The organism is Streptomyces sp. NPDC127092, from assembly GCF_042722475.1.
In the GTDB taxonomy this organism is placed as follows: Bacteria; Actinomycetota; Actinomycetes; order Streptomycetales; family Streptomycetaceae; genus Streptomyces.
In genome coordinates, this window is the sequence record NZ_JBHXFE010000014.1 from 118,449 (window position 1) to 133,138 (window position 14,690).

The 14,690-nt window shown below is 70.7% G+C and carries 14 protein-coding genes and 1 riboswitch; of the genes, 3 read left to right on the forward strand and 11 right to left on the reverse strand.

Annotated elements, in window-relative coordinates; all coding sequences use genetic code 11:
- Positions 1–142: 142 nt before the first annotated feature.
- From ACFWJO_RS14475 to ACFWJO_RS14490, 4 genes are all read right to left on the reverse strand, one after another.
- Positions 143–1,156: an NlpC/P60 family protein gene (locus ACFWJO_RS14475; protein ID WP_386865032.1), complete on the reverse strand. Its 1,014-nt coding sequence runs from the start codon at positions 1,154–1,156 to the stop codon at positions 143–145.
- A 206-nt stretch (positions 1,157–1,362) separates the two neighbouring features.
- Entirely contained in the window at positions 1,363–2,391 is a 1,029-nt protein-coding gene (locus tag ACFWJO_RS14480; protein ID WP_386865033.1) for an NlpC/P60 family protein, read from the reverse strand.
- 255 nt (positions 2,392–2,646) lie between these two features.
- A complete protein-coding gene (locus tag ACFWJO_RS14485; RefSeq protein WP_386865034.1) occupies positions 2,647–4,011 on the reverse strand; it encodes an NYN domain-containing protein in 1,365 nt (454 codons plus the stop codon).
- Between the two features lie 42 nt (positions 4,012–4,053).
- Complete coding sequence (locus tag ACFWJO_RS14490) at positions 4,054–4,296, reverse strand: hypothetical protein (RefSeq protein WP_128976779.1); 243 nt, start codon at positions 4,294–4,296, stop codon at positions 4,054–4,056.
- 151 nt (positions 4,297–4,447) lie between these two features.
- Between ACFWJO_RS14490 and ACFWJO_RS14495 the strand changes: the two genes are divergently transcribed.
- Together ACFWJO_RS14495 and ACFWJO_RS14500 are read left to right on the forward strand one after the other, a co-directional pair.
- Complete coding sequence (locus ACFWJO_RS14495; protein WP_386865035.1) at positions 4,448–5,191, forward strand: rhomboid family intramembrane serine protease; 744 nt, start codon at positions 4,448–4,450, stop codon at positions 5,189–5,191.
- Positions 5,188–5,469: an Lrp/AsnC family transcriptional regulator gene (locus tag ACFWJO_RS14500; RefSeq protein ID WP_128976777.1), complete on the forward strand. Its 282-nt coding sequence runs from the start codon at positions 5,188–5,190 to the stop codon at positions 5,467–5,469. Before ACFWJO_RS14495 ends, ACFWJO_RS14500 begins: the two co-directional genes overlap by 4 nt.
- A gap of 94 nt (positions 5,470–5,563) precedes the next feature.
- Here ACFWJO_RS14500 and ACFWJO_RS14505 read toward each other — a convergent pair whose 3' ends face one another.
- From ACFWJO_RS14505 to ACFWJO_RS14530, 6 genes are all read right to left on the reverse strand, one after another.
- On the reverse strand, positions 5,564–6,961 hold the full coding sequence (locus ACFWJO_RS14505) for an aminotransferase class V-fold PLP-dependent enzyme (RefSeq protein ID WP_386865036.1): 1,398 nt from the start codon (positions 6,959–6,961) through the stop codon (positions 5,564–5,566).
- A 181-nt stretch (positions 6,962–7,142) separates the two neighbouring features.
- A riboswitch (SAM riboswitch) is annotated at positions 7,143–7,259 on the reverse strand.
- A gap of 87 nt (positions 7,260–7,346) precedes the next feature.
- Positions 7,347–8,411: an anthranilate phosphoribosyltransferase gene (gene trpD, locus ACFWJO_RS14510; protein WP_386865037.1), complete on the reverse strand. Its 1,065-nt coding sequence runs from the start codon at positions 8,409–8,411 to the stop codon at positions 7,347–7,349.
- A 135-nt stretch (positions 8,412–8,546) separates the two neighbouring features.
- Positions 8,547–10,172, reverse strand: a complete 1,626-nt coding sequence (locus ACFWJO_RS14515) for a cytochrome bc complex cytochrome b subunit (protein ID WP_386865038.1) — start codon at positions 10,170–10,172, stop codon at positions 8,547–8,549.
- A complete protein-coding gene (locus ACFWJO_RS14520) occupies positions 10,169–11,221 on the reverse strand; it encodes a Rieske 2Fe-2S domain-containing protein (RefSeq protein WP_386865039.1) in 1,053 nt (350 codons plus the stop codon). The genes ACFWJO_RS14515 and ACFWJO_RS14520 overlap by 4 nt, the downstream gene beginning before the upstream one ends.
- Positions 11,218–12,027, reverse strand: a complete 810-nt coding sequence (locus ACFWJO_RS14525; protein WP_384420829.1) for a c-type cytochrome — start codon at positions 12,025–12,027, stop codon at positions 11,218–11,220. Before ACFWJO_RS14525 ends, ACFWJO_RS14520 begins: the two co-directional genes overlap by 4 nt.
- Before the next feature lie 74 nt (positions 12,028–12,101).
- Positions 12,102–12,722 (reverse strand): heme-copper oxidase subunit III, encoded by a 621-nt coding sequence (locus tag ACFWJO_RS14530; protein ID WP_386865040.1) that lies wholly within the window; start codon positions 12,720–12,722, stop codon positions 12,102–12,104.
- A gap of 187 nt (positions 12,723–12,909) precedes the next feature.
- Between ACFWJO_RS14530 and ACFWJO_RS14535 the strand changes: the two genes are divergently transcribed.
- Positions 12,910–13,311, forward strand: a complete 402-nt coding sequence (locus ACFWJO_RS14535; protein ID WP_386865041.1) for a hypothetical protein — start codon at positions 12,910–12,912, stop codon at positions 13,309–13,311.
- Between the two features lie 15 nt (positions 13,312–13,326).
- Here ACFWJO_RS14535 and ACFWJO_RS14540 read toward each other — a convergent pair whose 3' ends face one another.
- A complete protein-coding gene (locus tag ACFWJO_RS14540) occupies positions 13,327–14,583 on the reverse strand; it encodes an Ig-like domain-containing protein (protein ID WP_386865042.1) in 1,257 nt (418 codons plus the stop codon).
- Positions 14,584–14,690: the final 107 nt, after the last annotated feature.

The window sequence follows — 14,690 nt, forward strand, 5'->3', positions numbered from 1 at the left end:
ACGGGGGAACGGCGGAAGCGACCCCGGACGGTTTCCGGCGCCCGCCCGGCCGCGGGACCGGCCGCCCGTCCCGGCCGCCCGCCCCGGCGCCGCCTGGGGTCCCGCCCGGGCCGTCCGGGGCCCGCCGCCGCCTCCGGCCGGCTCAGACCCGGGTCACCGTCACGTGGGACATCATGTTCACCGGGTCGTAGCGGACCCGGGCGCCGGGGTAGGGCGCGTGGATGACCTGGCCGTTGCCCGCGTAGATGGCCACGTGGCTGGCGTCGCCGCGGTAGGTGACGAGGTCGCCGGGCTGGGCCTGCGAGAGCGGGATGCGGCGTCCCGCGTTGCGCTGGGCCTGGGAGGTGCGGGGCAGGGCGATGCCCGCCTGGCGGTACGACCAGACCATCAGGCCCGAGCAGTCGAAGGCGGAAGGGCCGGTCGCGCCCCAGACGTACGGCCGGCCGATGGCGCTGCGCGCGGCGATCACCGCGGCGGCGGCGCGCGAGGGCCCGAGGTCGCCGAGCGGCGGGAGTTCCTCGTCGAGGGCGGCGCGGCCGGAGCGGGAGGCCCGTTCGAAGCCGGCCCGTTCGTCGGCGGAGAGGGAGGCGAGCACCCGGCGGGCCTCGGCGAGCTTGCGCTCGACGGTGCGCTTGTGCCGGGCCACCTCGTTGCGGCTGCGCTCCAGTTCGGCGAGGGTCTTGCCGGCCTCGGCCCGCTGCTGCGCCAGTCTGCGCAGCTCGTGCTTGAGTTCGTCGAGGGCGGCGCCCTGGCGGGCGGTGACCCGGTCGAGGACGGAGGCCCGTTCGAGGTAGCTGTCCGGGTCCGAGGAGAGCAGCAGGGCGAGGGCGGGGTCGATGCCGCCGGATCGGTACTGGGCGCCGGCGACCGAACCGAGCGCGCCGCGCATGCGGTTGATGCGCTCCTGGGCGCGGGCGAGGCCGTCCTGGGCCTGGGAGACCGTCCTGCGCAGCCGGTCGGCCTTCTCGTCGGCGCGGTTGAAGCCCTCGGTGGCGCGCTCGGCCTCCTCGAAGAGCCGGTCGACGGTGGCACGGGTGGTCTCGGGAGTGGCGCCGCCCGGGTCGGCGTGCGCGGGGACGGCGCCGAGTGCCGTGGCCGCGGTGGCCGCGGCTGCGGTGAGGACGGTGACCCTGGCGGGTCGTCGGTGGGACGCCACGAATCGCGCTCCGTTCGGTTCGACGGACTGGCGCGGCAGACAGTAGCCGGTGATCCACCCGTGTCCAACGAACCCTGCGGGCACACAAAGTGACGCCCCGCCCGAGACCACAAGGTCACCGGCGGGGCGTCGCGTCAGTCCTGGATCCGGCGAACCACCCGTTCGGAGGGCGGGTCGCGCGGGTCGGGCGCCGTCGCGCGTCCGCGTCAGACGCGGACGCCGAACTGGAAGGTGCCCATGTAGTCCATCGACTCGTAGCGGACCACGGCGCCCGGCTTGGGGGCGTGCAGGATGGTGTTGTTGCCCGCGTAGAGGCCCACGTGCGAGAGGCTGTTGAAGAAGACGAGGTCGCCCGGCTTGAGCTGGCTGCGGCCGATCTTCACGCCGTCGTTCTGCTGGGTGTAGGTGGTGCGGCTGATGCTGACGCCGGCCTGGCGGTAGGCCCACTGCGTCAGACCCGAGCAGTCGTAGGAGTTGGGGCCCTCGGCGCCGGAGACGTACGGCTTGCCGAGCTGGGTGGCGGCCGCGTTGAGGGCGGCGGCGCCGCGCTGCGAGGCGGGCACCTCGTTGCCGAGGTCGACGCGGTCGCCGGCGGCGCGGCTGGCGCGCTGCTCCTCTTCCTGCATCTTGGCGCGCTCGGCGGCGGTCAGGGTGTTGAGCAGCTTCTGCGCCTCGGCGAGCTTGCCCTGGAACTTCTTCTTCTTCTCGCCGAGGGTCCTGCGGACGTCCTCGAGGTCAGCGAGCTTCGTCGTCGCCTCGGCGCGCTGCTGGGCGAGGGTGCGCTGCTTGGTCTGGATGGACTGCAGCACGTCGGCCTGCTTGGCGCCGAGCTGGTCGATCGCGGACGCCTTGTCGAGGTAGGTGTCCGGGTCGGAGGAGAGGAAGAGCTGGAGCGCCGGGTCGATGCCGCCGGAGCGGTACTGGGCGGTGGCGACCGAACCGATCTGCCCGCGCAGGGTGTTGAGCTCCTGCTGGCCGCGGGCCACCTTGTCCTGAAGGGCGCTGATCTCCTTCTGCAGCTTCTCGCGGCGCTCCTCGGCGAGGTTGTACTGCTCCGTGGCCTCCTCGGCCTCGTGGTGCAGCTTGTCGACCTTCGACTTGACCTCGTCGATCTTCGGCTTGGGGGCTGCCACGGCGCCCGACTGGGCGGAGAGCGCGACGGCCGCGGCGGCGGTCGCGGTGAGCACGGTCACACGGGCGCGGCTCGGCTGCTTGGGACGACGGTGGGACGCCACGAAGGCGATCTCCTTCTTCCTCGAGCCGCCAACCGGGCAGCGGCAGGCGGGACCAACGCTGTCATCCCCGATGGATGATCAACCGCGCGAAGGTTCGAGGCCCGACCCTAGTGACCATCTTGTGATCAGTTCAAATCCCAACGGGCAAAATCTGGCCCGCTCAACACATTATTTACGCGCATCCCACGGGCAGTAATGGCCACTTGACCCTCTGCGGATCAGAAAACGGGCATTACGGGTGGACGTGACGAGAGGTCACGAGAGGCGCGAAAGGCGCTTCAGCAACAAGGCGGACGCGACGGGCCGCGCACCGGACTTGGCGACGCCGTCGGCCACCTCGCGGTCGGTGGACACCACCACGACCGGCCGGCCGGGCGGCTCCGCGCGCACCAGCTGACGGATCAACTCGTCGGCCGTGACACCGGGCTTGGAGAACAGCACCCGGACCCCGCGCGGCGGGGCGAGCAGCACGGGAGCCGCCAGCTCGGCCCCGTCGAAGACACAGGTGACCTCGGCGCCCGAGCGGGCCGCCAGCGCGGACAGGCCGCCGAGCAGCCGCAGCCGCTGCTTCTCCAGCGGCATCGTCGGATAGCCGGTCTTCGTCACGTTGTAGCCGTCCACCACCAGGTGCGTCTGGGGCAGTTCGAGCAGCTGGTCGAGGAGCGCGGGATCCGTCTCGGACAGGGCACGGGCCGCGATGTCCTTCGGCGACATCCGGCCCGGCTCCACCGCGTCCACGGTGTCCGCCGGATGCATCGACACCGGCGGCAGGGCGAGTTCGCGACGCAGCCCCTGGGCGGCGTCGAGCACCGTGTCCAGGAGCAGCCGCAGCCGCATGTCCTCCACCGAGCGGCCCTCGCGGGCGGCCCGCCGGCTGGCCTCCAGGGCGGCCTCGACCTCGCCGAGCCTCGCCTTGAGGCGCCGGCTCTCGCTCTCGGCGGCCGACACCTGCGCGGCGGCCTCGGTGCGCGCCGCGTCGATCTCCGCCTGGACGCGGCGCAGCGCGGCCTCGCCGCGCTTGACGTCGCTCTGGGCGCTGCGCAGCTTCCGGTGAAGCGATTCGGCTTCCTTGCGGGCGGCCTCCAGGTCGCGTCGCAGCTGCTCGGTCTCGGCCCTGGCGCGGTCCCTCGCCGCCGCGACCTCCTCGCGCAGCCGCTCCAGCTCGCGGCGGCCGGCCTCGTCGGCGCGCTCGGCGTCGGCCCGTTCGGCCTCCTCGCCCGCGGCGGCCACGAGCTTGCCCCAGCCGGGCGGGCGCAGCACGTACGCCGCCGCGGCCACGTCGACCGGGTCGGCGGCGGCCGGCGGGGCGCCGGACTCGACGGCCCCGGCCAGCTCGGGCTGGGACTCCTTGAACCGCTCCCCGATCCGCTGCCGGAACAGCGGATCGCCCTCCAGGGCGGCGGCCATCGCGTTCCCGGCGAACTTGGCCCGGCGGGAGGCGGTGAAGCGGGCGTACTGGCGCAGCGGGGCCGGCAGCTCGGCGACGGTCAGCCCGCCGAAGGCGTCGGCGACGAGCGCGACGACCTTGCGGCGTACGGCCTCGGGCAGCGGTCGGTCGAGCGCCTCCGCAGCGCCGTCTGCCGAGCCTTCCGACCCGGCACCCTGCGCGGGCTGCTCCACGATCCGTCACCCACTCCCTGTCTCGCCTCGCCGGGCCGCTCCTCAGGAAGCGGCGCCCGGCCTGTCCACCAGTTCGATCTGGTCCACCGCGTTGCACCAGCGGCAGCGGACCGACTCGATGGTCTCACTGACCACCTCGCGCTCCTCGACCTTGGGCTCTCCGGCGAGGTCCAGATGGACGTACTCGACGACCTTGGACGAGCGGGTCACGTCGAAGCGGGTCAGATTGCCGCAGAGAGTGCAGCGCCAGCGGGTCTCGGCGGTCGGCAGGGGAACCGTCGTCATCGTGCCGTCCTCTTTCCGTACGAGGCTTTACGGGCCCGCGGTGCGCCGTCGAACTGCGGGAGTACTGCCCGTAACCCTACGGCCTCGCGGGTACCCCGTGTCACGGCGAGGCACTCTGTCCAGGTGGGCCCCGGTACGCCATGATCTGTCCATGATCGACTGGCGGAGCGCGGTCCTCGGCGCCTGGCGCGGCGCCCGTGGCGGGCCCACCGTGACCTACGGACTCATCGCGTGCTGCGTGCTGCTGTTCGCCGTCAGCCCGGTGTCGGGACTCGGTCCGGCGTACGGCACGGGCGACGAGCTGCTCGCGGCGCAGAGCGCGTACTTCCAGCGCTGGGGCGTCATCCCCGCCGAGCTGACCCAGGGCGAGCCGCGCGCCCTGCTCACCCCGCTGACCGCGCTCTTCGTCCACGGCAGCTGGCTGCACCTGCTCGGGAACATGCTGTTCCTGTACGTCTTCGGCGCCATGGCCGAGGAGCGCATGGGCGCGACCGGCTTCGGCCTGTTCTACCTGGGCGTCGGATATCTGGCGCTGGCCGGCTACGCGGCGGTGCACGGCGACCAGGCGGACAGCGGGCAGACGCTGGTCGGGGCCTCGGGAGCGATCTCGGGCGTGCTGGGCGCCTTCCTCTATCTCTTCCCGCGCTCCCGGGTCACCAGCCTCTTCCCCTTCCTCTTCTTCCTGCCGCTGCGCTTCCCGGCCTGGATCGTGCTGGCGTTCTGGTTCGCGCTCCAGTGGCTGGCGGCCCGCTCGGCCGGGGCCGGGCCGGGGGTCGCGTACCTGGCGCACGTGATCGGCTTCGCGCTGGGCTTCGTCTACGCGTGGGCGCGCTACAGGCGTGGGGATAAGGTGAAACCACCAGCCGCGGCCACCGAGGGAGAAAGCCAGCCGTGATCACCGCGATCGTGCTCATCAAGACCAGCGTGGACCGCATCCCCGAGATCGCCGAGGCGATCGCCGCGATCGACTCCGTCAGCGAGGTCTTCTCGGTCACCGGCACCTACGACCTGATCGCCATGGTCCGGGTCGGGCGCCACGACGACCTGGCCGACATCATCCCGGGCCAGATCTCCAAGATCCCCGGCGTCGAGGCCACCGACACGCACGTCGCCTTCCGCGCCTACTCGCAGCACGAGCTGGACGCGGCCTTCGCCATCGGCCTGGAGTCGTAGGGCGCCCGGACACAGCGGTGAAGCCGGCCTCTCCCCACGGGAGGCCGGCTTCACTCGTACGGGGGAACCCCGTCAGCCGTGGTACGGGCCGGGTTCAGCCGCGGTCCGGGACGCAGCGGCCGTCCTCGGTGCGGTACTTCCACCGGGCGCCGTCGCGCACCAGCTCCTTCACCGCGCCGACGAACCGCTCCACGTGCTCGTCGGGCGTGCCCGCGCCGAAGCTCACCCGGATCGCGTTGAGGGACCTCTCGCCCGGGGCGGCCTCCGGGGCGCCGCACTCGCCCGGGTCCCGCGGGTCGCTGCCGAGCAGCGTGCGCACCAGCGGGTGGGCGCAGAACAGGCCGTCGCGGACGCCGATGCCGTACTCGGCGGACAGCGCGGCGGCGAAGTGGGAGCTGTTCCAGCCCTCCACGACGAAGGAGATGACGCCGACGCGGTCGGCGTCGTCACCGAAGAGCGAGAGCACCCGCACCTCCGGCACCTCGGCAAGACCCTCGCGGACCTTGGCGATCAGGTGCCGCTCGCGGGCGACGAGGGAGTCGAAGCCGGCCTCGGTGAGGGCCTTGCAGGCGGAGGCGATGGAGTAGACGCCGATGACGTTCGGCGAACCGGCTTCGTGCCGGGCCGCGGTGGTGTGCCACTCCACGTCCACACCACCGTCGGCCCGGCGGGCCACCTTGCGGGAGGCGCCGCCGCCCGCGAGGTAGGGCTCGGAATCCCGCAGCCAGTCGGCGCGCCCGGCGAGGACGCCGGAGCCGAACGGGGCGTACAGCTTGTGCCCGGAGAAGGCGACCCAGTCGACGTCCAACTCCCGTACGGAGACGGGGTGGTGGGGCGCCAGCTGGGCGGCGTCCAGGACGATCCGCGCGCCGTGCGCGTGCGCGGCGGCGGCGAGTTCGCGCACCGGCCACAGCTCGCCGGTGACGTTGGAGGCGCCGGTCACGCAGACCAGGGCGGGCCCGTAGGGATCCCGGTCGGCGAGGGCCCGCTCGAGGGTGGCGACGGCCTGCTCCGGGGTGCGCGGCGCGTTGAGGTAGGTGACCCGGGCGTCGCGCCAGGGCAGCAGCGAGGCGTGGTGCTCGGTCTCGAAGACGAAGACCTGGCAGTCGGCGGGGATCACCTGGGCGAGCAGGTTGAGCGAGTCGGTGGTGGAGCGGGTGAAGACGACCTGGTCGCCGGGGCGGCAGTCGAGGAACTCGGCGACCGTGGCGCGGCTGTTCTCGAAGAGGTCGGTGGAGAGCTGGGAGAGGTACCCGGCGCCGCGGTGGACGCTGCCGTAGTACGGGGCGTAGGCGGCCACGTCGTCCCACACGCGCTGGAGGGCCGGGGCGCTGGCGGCGTAGTCGAGCGCCGCGTAGGTGACCTCGCCGCCGGTGACGAGCGGGACGGTGACGTCACGGCCGAGGACCGGCAGCGGGGCGTCGCAGCAGGGGTCGGAGTCGGCCGGAGCGGCGGCGGAAGCGGTGGCGGAGGCGTTCGGGCGTGCGGACATGACGGTGTCTCCCGGCATAAAAGGGGCGCGAAAGGGCGTGAGGGGCCCGTGCGGCGGCAGCGCGGAAAGGGGTGCCGCGTACGGGTGTTGAGGTGGAGAAAGGGGCCGGAGGCCCTAGCGCATTCGCTTGCTCACGAGACACCGCTCCCTAGAGGACCAAGGACCCCAGGGTGTGCGCAGGGGTCCGCGCTTGCCGCAGGCTTCTGCTCGTACGGCCTGGTCTTCACCCGGGGCACCCCGCCACGGACGGAGGGTTGCCGGACAGCCAGCCGGGGCTTTGTCGCTGTCACTCATGACCTGTTCCAGAACCTATGCCAGACGATCACGACGACGCAACCCCGTCCCGGCATCCGGGACGGGGTCGCAATCCGCCGTTCACACGCGCTCAGGCGTTGCTGGCCGCGATCCACCGCTCCAGGGTGCGGCGGGCGGAGCCCGAGTCGACCGACTCGGCGGCCCGGTCCATGCCGGCCCGCAGCTGCTCCGCGAGGGTGCCCTCGCCCGGCTCCAGGGCGACCAGCGCGGCGGCCGAGTTGAGCAGCACCGCGTCCCGTACCGGGCCGGTCTCGCCGGCGAGCAGCCGCCGGGCGACGTCGGCGTTGTACGAGGGGTCGCCGCCGCGCAGGGCGTCCAGGGTCACCGGCTCGATGCCGACGTCCCGCGGGTCGAAGCGCTCCTCGCGGACGGCGCCGTCCCTGACCACCCACACCCGGGAGGTGCCGGTGGTGGTCAGCTCGTCCAGGCCGTCGTCGCCGCGGAAGACCAGGGCGGAGTTGCCGCGGTCGGCGAGCACGCCGGCCACGATCGGCGCCATGCGCGGGTCGGCGACGCCCACGGCCTGGGCGCGCACCTTGGCCGGGTTGGTGAGCGGGCCGAGCACGTTGAAGGTGGTGCGGATGCCGAGCTGGCCGCGGGCGGCGGCGACGTACCGCAGCGAGGGGTGGAACTTCACCGCGAAGCAGATGGTGATGCCCGCCTCCTCGGCGACCTCGGCGACCCGCTTCGGGGTGAGGTTCAGGTTGATGCCGAGCTTCTCCAGGACGTCGGAGGAGCCGGAGGCGGAGGAGGCGGCGCGGTTGCCGTGCTTGACGACCCTGACGCCGGTGCCGGCGACCACGATCGACGACATCGTGGAGATGTTCACCGTCTTCGCCCCGTCGCCGCCGGTGCCGACGATGTCGACGGCCGGCCCGGGCACCTCGATGACGTTGGCGTGCTCGTACATGGTCCGTACGAGACCGGAGATCTCCGCCACCGTCTCGCCCTTGGCCCGCAGGGCCACCATGAACCCGGCGATCTGCGCGTCGGTCGCCTCGCCGCGCATGATCAGGTCCATCGCCCAGGCGGTGTCGTCGGCGGACAGGTCTCGGCCTTCGAGGAGTCCGTTCAGCAGGGCGGGCCAGGAGCGGCCCGCCGCGGTGTCGCCTCCAGCGGGGTGCACAGCGCTCATGGTCGCTCCTGTGTGTACGTACGGGACTGCGAGGTCGTCTCCCACCCTATCGATCTCCGGGCACGGCAAAGAGCCCCGTCCATCGAATGGACGGGGCTCTCGCCGTGGCGACTACCAGGTCAGGCGGTCAGGTGATCAGTGGTGGCCGTGGCCGCTCTCGATCTCCCTGAACTCCTCGACCGTCGGCTTGGCGATCTGGTTGTCCGCGCCGTAGTAACCCCGGTTGAGCTTGACCCGGAGCTTCTCCATGCGGCCGATCTTGCGCTCCACGCCGTTCTCGTCGACGGCCGGCGGCAGCTCGGCCGGCTCGTACTGCTCGTGGGCGGTGAGCTTGTAGCGCTCGCCCTGGCTGAGCGGCTGGTGGACCTCGACGAACTCACCGTGCGGCAGGCGCTTGATGATGCCGGACTCGCGACCGTGCAGCACCTTGTCCTTGTCCCGGCGCTGGAGGCCGAGGCAGATCCGCTTGGTGACGATGAACGCGATGACCGGGCCGACGAAGAAGAAGATCCGGACGAACCAGGTGATCGAGTTGATCGACAGGTGGAAGTGCGTGGCCCAGAGGTCGTTGCCACCACCGACGAGCATGATCATGTACGCGGTGATCCAGGCGACACCGAAGGCGGTGCGCGTCGGAGCGTTGCGCGGGCGCTGCGCGATGTGGTGCTCGCGCTTGTCGCCGGTGATCCAGGACTCGATGAACGGGTACACCGCGATGGCGGCCAGCACCACCGGGAAGATCACCAGCGGGATGAAGACGCCCAGGACCAGCGTGTGGCCCCAGAGGTTGATCTCCCAGCCCGGCATGACACGGATCAGACCCTCGGCGAAGCCCATGTACCAGTCGGGCTGGGCGCCGGTGGACACCTGGTCCGGGCGGTACGGGCCGAGGGCCCAGATCGGGTTGATCGAGGCGATCGCCGCGATGACCGCGATGACACCGAAGACCAGGAAGAAGAAGCCTCCGGCCTTGGCCATGTACACCGGCAGCAGCGGCATGCCGACGACGTTCTTGTTGGTGCGGCCGGGGCCCTCGAAGTGCGTGTGCTTGTGGACGAACACCAGGATGAGGTGCGCGACCACCAGGCCGAGCATGATGCCCGGGAGCAGCAGCACGTGCGCCGAGTAGAACCGGGCGACGAAGTCGCCGCCGGGGAACTCGCCGCCGAACAGGAACATCGACAGGTACGTGCCGACGATCGGCACGGACAGGATCGCGCCCTGCATGAAGCGGACACCGGTGCCGGAGAGCAGGTCGTCCGGGAGCGAGTAACCGGTGAAGCCGGTGAACATGCCCAGGAAGAACAGCAGGAAGCCGAACAGCCAGTTGATCTCACGCGGCTTGCGGAACGCGCCGGTGAAGAAGACGCGCATCATGTGCACGAACATGCCGGCGAGGAAGATCAGCGCCGCCCAGTGGTGGATCTGCCGGATGAGCAGACCACCGCGCACCTCGAACGAGATGTGCATGGTCGAGTTGAACGCCTCGGACATCAGCTGTCCCTGGAGCGGGACGTACGGTCCGACGTACTCCACCTCGTTCATCGACGGGTGGAAGAACATCGTCAGGTAGACGCCCGTCAGGATGATGATGAGGAAGCTGTAGAGGCAGACCTCGCCCAGCATGAAGGACCAGTGGTCCGGGAAGATCTTCCGCATGTTGGCCTTGGCCAGCGTGTAGATCCCCAGGCGGCCGTCGGCCCAGTCGGCGATCCGCTCTCCGGCGGGCGCCTTCTTCTGCGTGTTGGTCACAGTGCTCATCCGCGCTCCCAGAAAGCAGGACCGACGGGCTCTTCGAAGTCGCCGTGCGCCTCGAGGAAGCCCTTGTCGTTCACGCCGATCCGCAGCTGCGGGAGGGCGTGGCCGGCCGGGCCGAAGATGACGCGGGCGCCGTCGGACAGGTCGAAGGTGGACTGGTGGCACGGGCAGAGCACGTGGTGCGTCTGCTGCTCGTACAGGGAGATCGGGCAACCGACGTGGGTGCAGATCTTCGAGAAGGCCACGATGCCCTCGTGGGACCACTCGAGCTCGCGCTTGTCCTTGATGTCCTCCGGCTGGATCCGGACGATCATCAGGGCGGCCTTGGCGATCTCGGTCTGGAAGTGGTGGTCGTGCTCCTCCAGGCCCTCGGGCTTGGCGAACGTCAGCGAACCGACGGCGACGTCCTCGGGACGCAGCGGCTCGTTGGTGTTCATGTTGATGAGGAGCTTGCCCTTCGCCCACATGGTGGAGCGGAGCTTCTTCTCGGGCAGCGGACCCATGTCACGCAGCAGCACGACGCCGGAGAGCGGCACCAGGGCCAGCGCGCCGAACAGCGTGTTGCGGACCAGCTTGCGGCGGCCGAAGCCGGACTCGGCGGCACCGGCCGCGAAGTCCGCCATGACCTTGGCCTTGACCTCGGGCGACGCCTCCATCGGGTGACGCTCGTCGGCCACCTCGACGTCGGACATCAGGGTGCGGGCCCAGTGGACCGCGCCCGCGCCGATGAAGAACAGGGCCAGGCCGAGCGTCCAGCCCAGGGCGAAGTTGAGCGCGGACACCCGGCCGAACGGCCAGATGTACACGATCTGGTCGACCGGGAAGATCACGTACGAGGCGATGAAGCCGATCGTGGCCAGCATCGACAGCGTGAACATGAAGGCGATCGCGCGCTCGGACCGCTTGGCGGCCCGCTCGTCGATGTCCTGGATGCGCGGCTTGTGGGGCGGGAGGCCCGGGTCGGCGAACGGGTCTTCGGCGACCTTCACCGCGCCGTGCGCGGTGTCCTGCTCGGTCGGCAGGTTCTCTTCTGAATTCTCTTGGGTACTCATGACTTCTTGGCCTTAGCGGTGTGGGCCGCGACCCAGATGGCAACTGCGATCAGCGCGCCCAGACCGAAGATCCACGCGAACAGACCCTCGCTGACGGGGCCGAGGCCACCCAGCTTGAGACCACCCGGGTTGTCGGCCTTGTCGCTGTTCACGGCCTGGACGTAGGCGATGATGTCCTTCTTCTGCTTCTCCGGCATCGTGGTGTCGGGGAAGGAGGGCATGTTCTGCGGGCCGGTCTGCATGGCCTCGTAGAGGTGCTTCGGGTCCACGCCCTCGAGGCTCGGGGCGTACTTGCCGTAGGTCAGGGCACCGCCCTCACCGGTGAAGTTGTGGCACTGGGCGCAGTTGGAGCGGAACAGCTCGCCACCCTTGGCGACGTCGGCGCCCTCAGGGCTGTACTGGTTGGCCTTCGGCACGGTCGGGCCGGCACCGAGGGAGGCGACGTACGCCGCGAGCTGATCGATCTCAGCCTGCGTGTAGATGACCTTCTTCCTCGGGACCTGCGCGCCCGGCTGCTGCGCGGGCATGCGGCCGGTGCCGACCTGGAAGTCCACGGCCGCCGAGCCCACGCCGACCAGGGACGGGCCGTCAGAGGTGCCCTGACCGCCGGTTCCGTGGCAGCTGGCACAGCCGACGGAGTAGAGCTTCTTGCCCTCCTCGATGGCCAGGGACTGGGCGGTTTCGTCGGCCTTCGCCGTGCCCGCGGGCGCGAACGCGGCGTAGAGCCCCCCAGTTGCCGCCAGCGCGAGAAGTAGGACGACGACCGCCGCCAGCGGATGGCGTCGTCGTGCGGAGAGCTTTTTCACGGATTACCCCGGTGTCAGGATCTTCTGCGTCGATGCTTGCTGGATGTGTCGGTCCGCCCGGAGGCGGAGCCCGATTACTTGATCAAGTAGATCGTGGCGAAGAGGCCGATCCAGACGACATCGACGAAGTGCCAGTAGTAGGACACGACGATGGCGGCGGTTGCCTGCTCGTGAGTGAACCTCTTGGCGGCGTACGTCCGGCCGAGGACCAGCAGGAAGGCGATGAGACCGCCCGTCACGTGCAGGCCGTGGAAGCCGGTGGTCAGGTAGAACACCGTGCCGTACGGGTCGGAGGACAGCGAGAGGCCGTCCTTCTTGACCAGCTCGGTGTACTCGAAGACCTGGCCGCCGATGAAGATCGCGCCCATCACGAACGTGATGACGAACCACGTCCGGAGCTTCTTCACGTCACCGCGCTCGGCGGCGAAGACGCCGAGCTGGCAGGTGAGGGAGGAGAGCACCAGGATCGTGGTGTTCGTCGCGGAGAACGGAAGGTTCAAGGCGTGCGCCTTTTCCGTCCAGAACTCCGCGCCCATCACGGATCGCAGGGTGAAGTACATCGCGAAGAGGGCCGCGAAGAACATCAGCTCGGAGCTCAGCCAGATGATGGTTCCGACGCTGGTGAGGTTCGGTCGATTGACCGACGGGTGCGCGTGCCCGGTATCTACTGTCGTTACTGTCGCCACGACCGACATTATGTCGGTCGCTTATCCCGCCCTCACTCCGGGGGGTGCCGTTCGGAGTGTCCGGGGCGCGTGTCCTGCCCGAACGGCCCATCCGGGCGGGCTTCCGGCACCCTTCGAACAGGTGTTGAACGGGTGTTGACGGGCTGTGGAGCGGAGTAGCATCCGCGCAACGGCCGACCACCTTCACGGAGGAACGATGCAGTCGAGCGCCACGGTCCTGGTCTACAGCGACGACGCGAACACCCGCGCGCAGGTCCGCCTCGCGGCCGGGCGCCGGCCCGCCGCCGATGTTCCCCCGGTCGAGTTCGTGGAGTGCGCGACGCTGCCGGCGGTGCTCGCGGCCCTGGACGAGGGCGGCATCGACGTGTGCGTGCTCGACGGCGAGGCGGTGCCGGCGGGCGGCATGGGCGTGTGCCGGCAGATCAAGGACGAGATCTTCCGCTGCCCGCCGGTGCTGCTCCTCATCGGCCGCCCCCAGGACGCCTGGCTGGCCACGTGGAGCCGCGCGGACGCCGCGGTCACCCTTCCGGTGGAACCGGTCGAGTTCGCGGCGTCCCTGGCGGCCCTGCTGCGCTCGCGTCTCTGCGTCGACGCGTAGCACCGCCCGTACGGGCTACAGGCTCGGCCTGAGCCGGGCCTTCGCGTCCTCGGTGGCCGTGGGGTCGCCCTTCTCGGCCACCAGGGCGCTGCCCCGGCGCCACTTGTCCCAGCTCAGGTTCCAGTCGCCGAAGCCGTTGCCGAAGGTGTCCATCATCTGGCCCGAGCTGTTGACGACCTTGACGATGTCGCCCGGGCGGACGTTCTCGTAGAACCAGGCCGCGTTCCCGGTCGACATGCCGGTGCAGCCGTGGCTGACGTTGGCGACGCCCTGGGAGCCGACGGACCAGGGCGCGGCGTGGACGTACTCGCCGCTCCAGGTGACCCGGGTGGCGTAGTAGACCGGCAGGTCGTACGACTCCGAGCTGCCCTCCGCGATGCCGATGCTGGTGCCGCGCATCCGGACGTAGTACTCCTTGCCCAGCACCACTTTGATCCCGTTCCGGGTGGAGAAGCCCGGTTTTCCGGTGGTCACCGGAATGGTGTTGATCACTTTTCCGTTCCGGCGCACCGTCATGTGGTGGGAGCCGGCGTCCGTGACGGCCTCGACGCGGTCGCCGATGGTCAGCGTGAGCGGCTTGGAGTCGCCGCCGTAGAGCTTGTCGCCCACCTTGACGCCCGCGAGGTTGCCGGTGACGGTGACGGTCGCGCCGGTGGGCCAGTACTCCTTCGGACGGTAGTGCAGCTTCTTGTCGTCCACCCAGTACCAGGAGCCCTCCACGGCCGGTACGGAGCGGACCTTGAGGGCCCGTTCGACGACCGCGCGGGCCTTCCTGTCCTTCACCGGGAGGCTGAGCTCCGCGGTGACGGGCTGCCCGACGCCGTACTTGCCCGCCTCCGGGCCGAACGTGACGGTCAGCGCCCGTTTGGCCGGGGCGGTCTCGAACGTGAACGTACGGGCTCCTGGGGCGCCGTCCTCGTCCTCGGTGGCCACCCGGACGGTGTAGCGGGCGCCGGCCGCCAGCGCGGCCGTGGAGCGCCACTTCTGCCCGTCGGCGGTGAGTTCGCCCGCCAGGTGGTGCCCGGACTCGTCGGTCGCGGTGACGTCGGTGATCCGCCCGTCCTCGCCCTTGGCGGTGATCTCCAGGGGCTTCTCGGGGTCGGCCTTCCTCCCGCCCTCGGGCGCGTTGAAGGCGATCTGGTCCGCCGCGTCGAAGGGCCTCGCCGACAGCGGATGGCCACCGCTGCCCGCGCACGCCGTGACGCCCGCCGTGACGGTGAGGGCCAGAAGAGTGCAGCTCAGAACAGTCCGAATGCGCGGCGTGTCGTTCATGACTTCACGCTAAGAACAATCCTCGCGCCCGGCGCGCCGAGCGCGGCAAAAGAGGGGCCCGGGGGGGTGTGGTTTGCTGGGGAGGGCGGATGGCGCCTGGGGTTGCT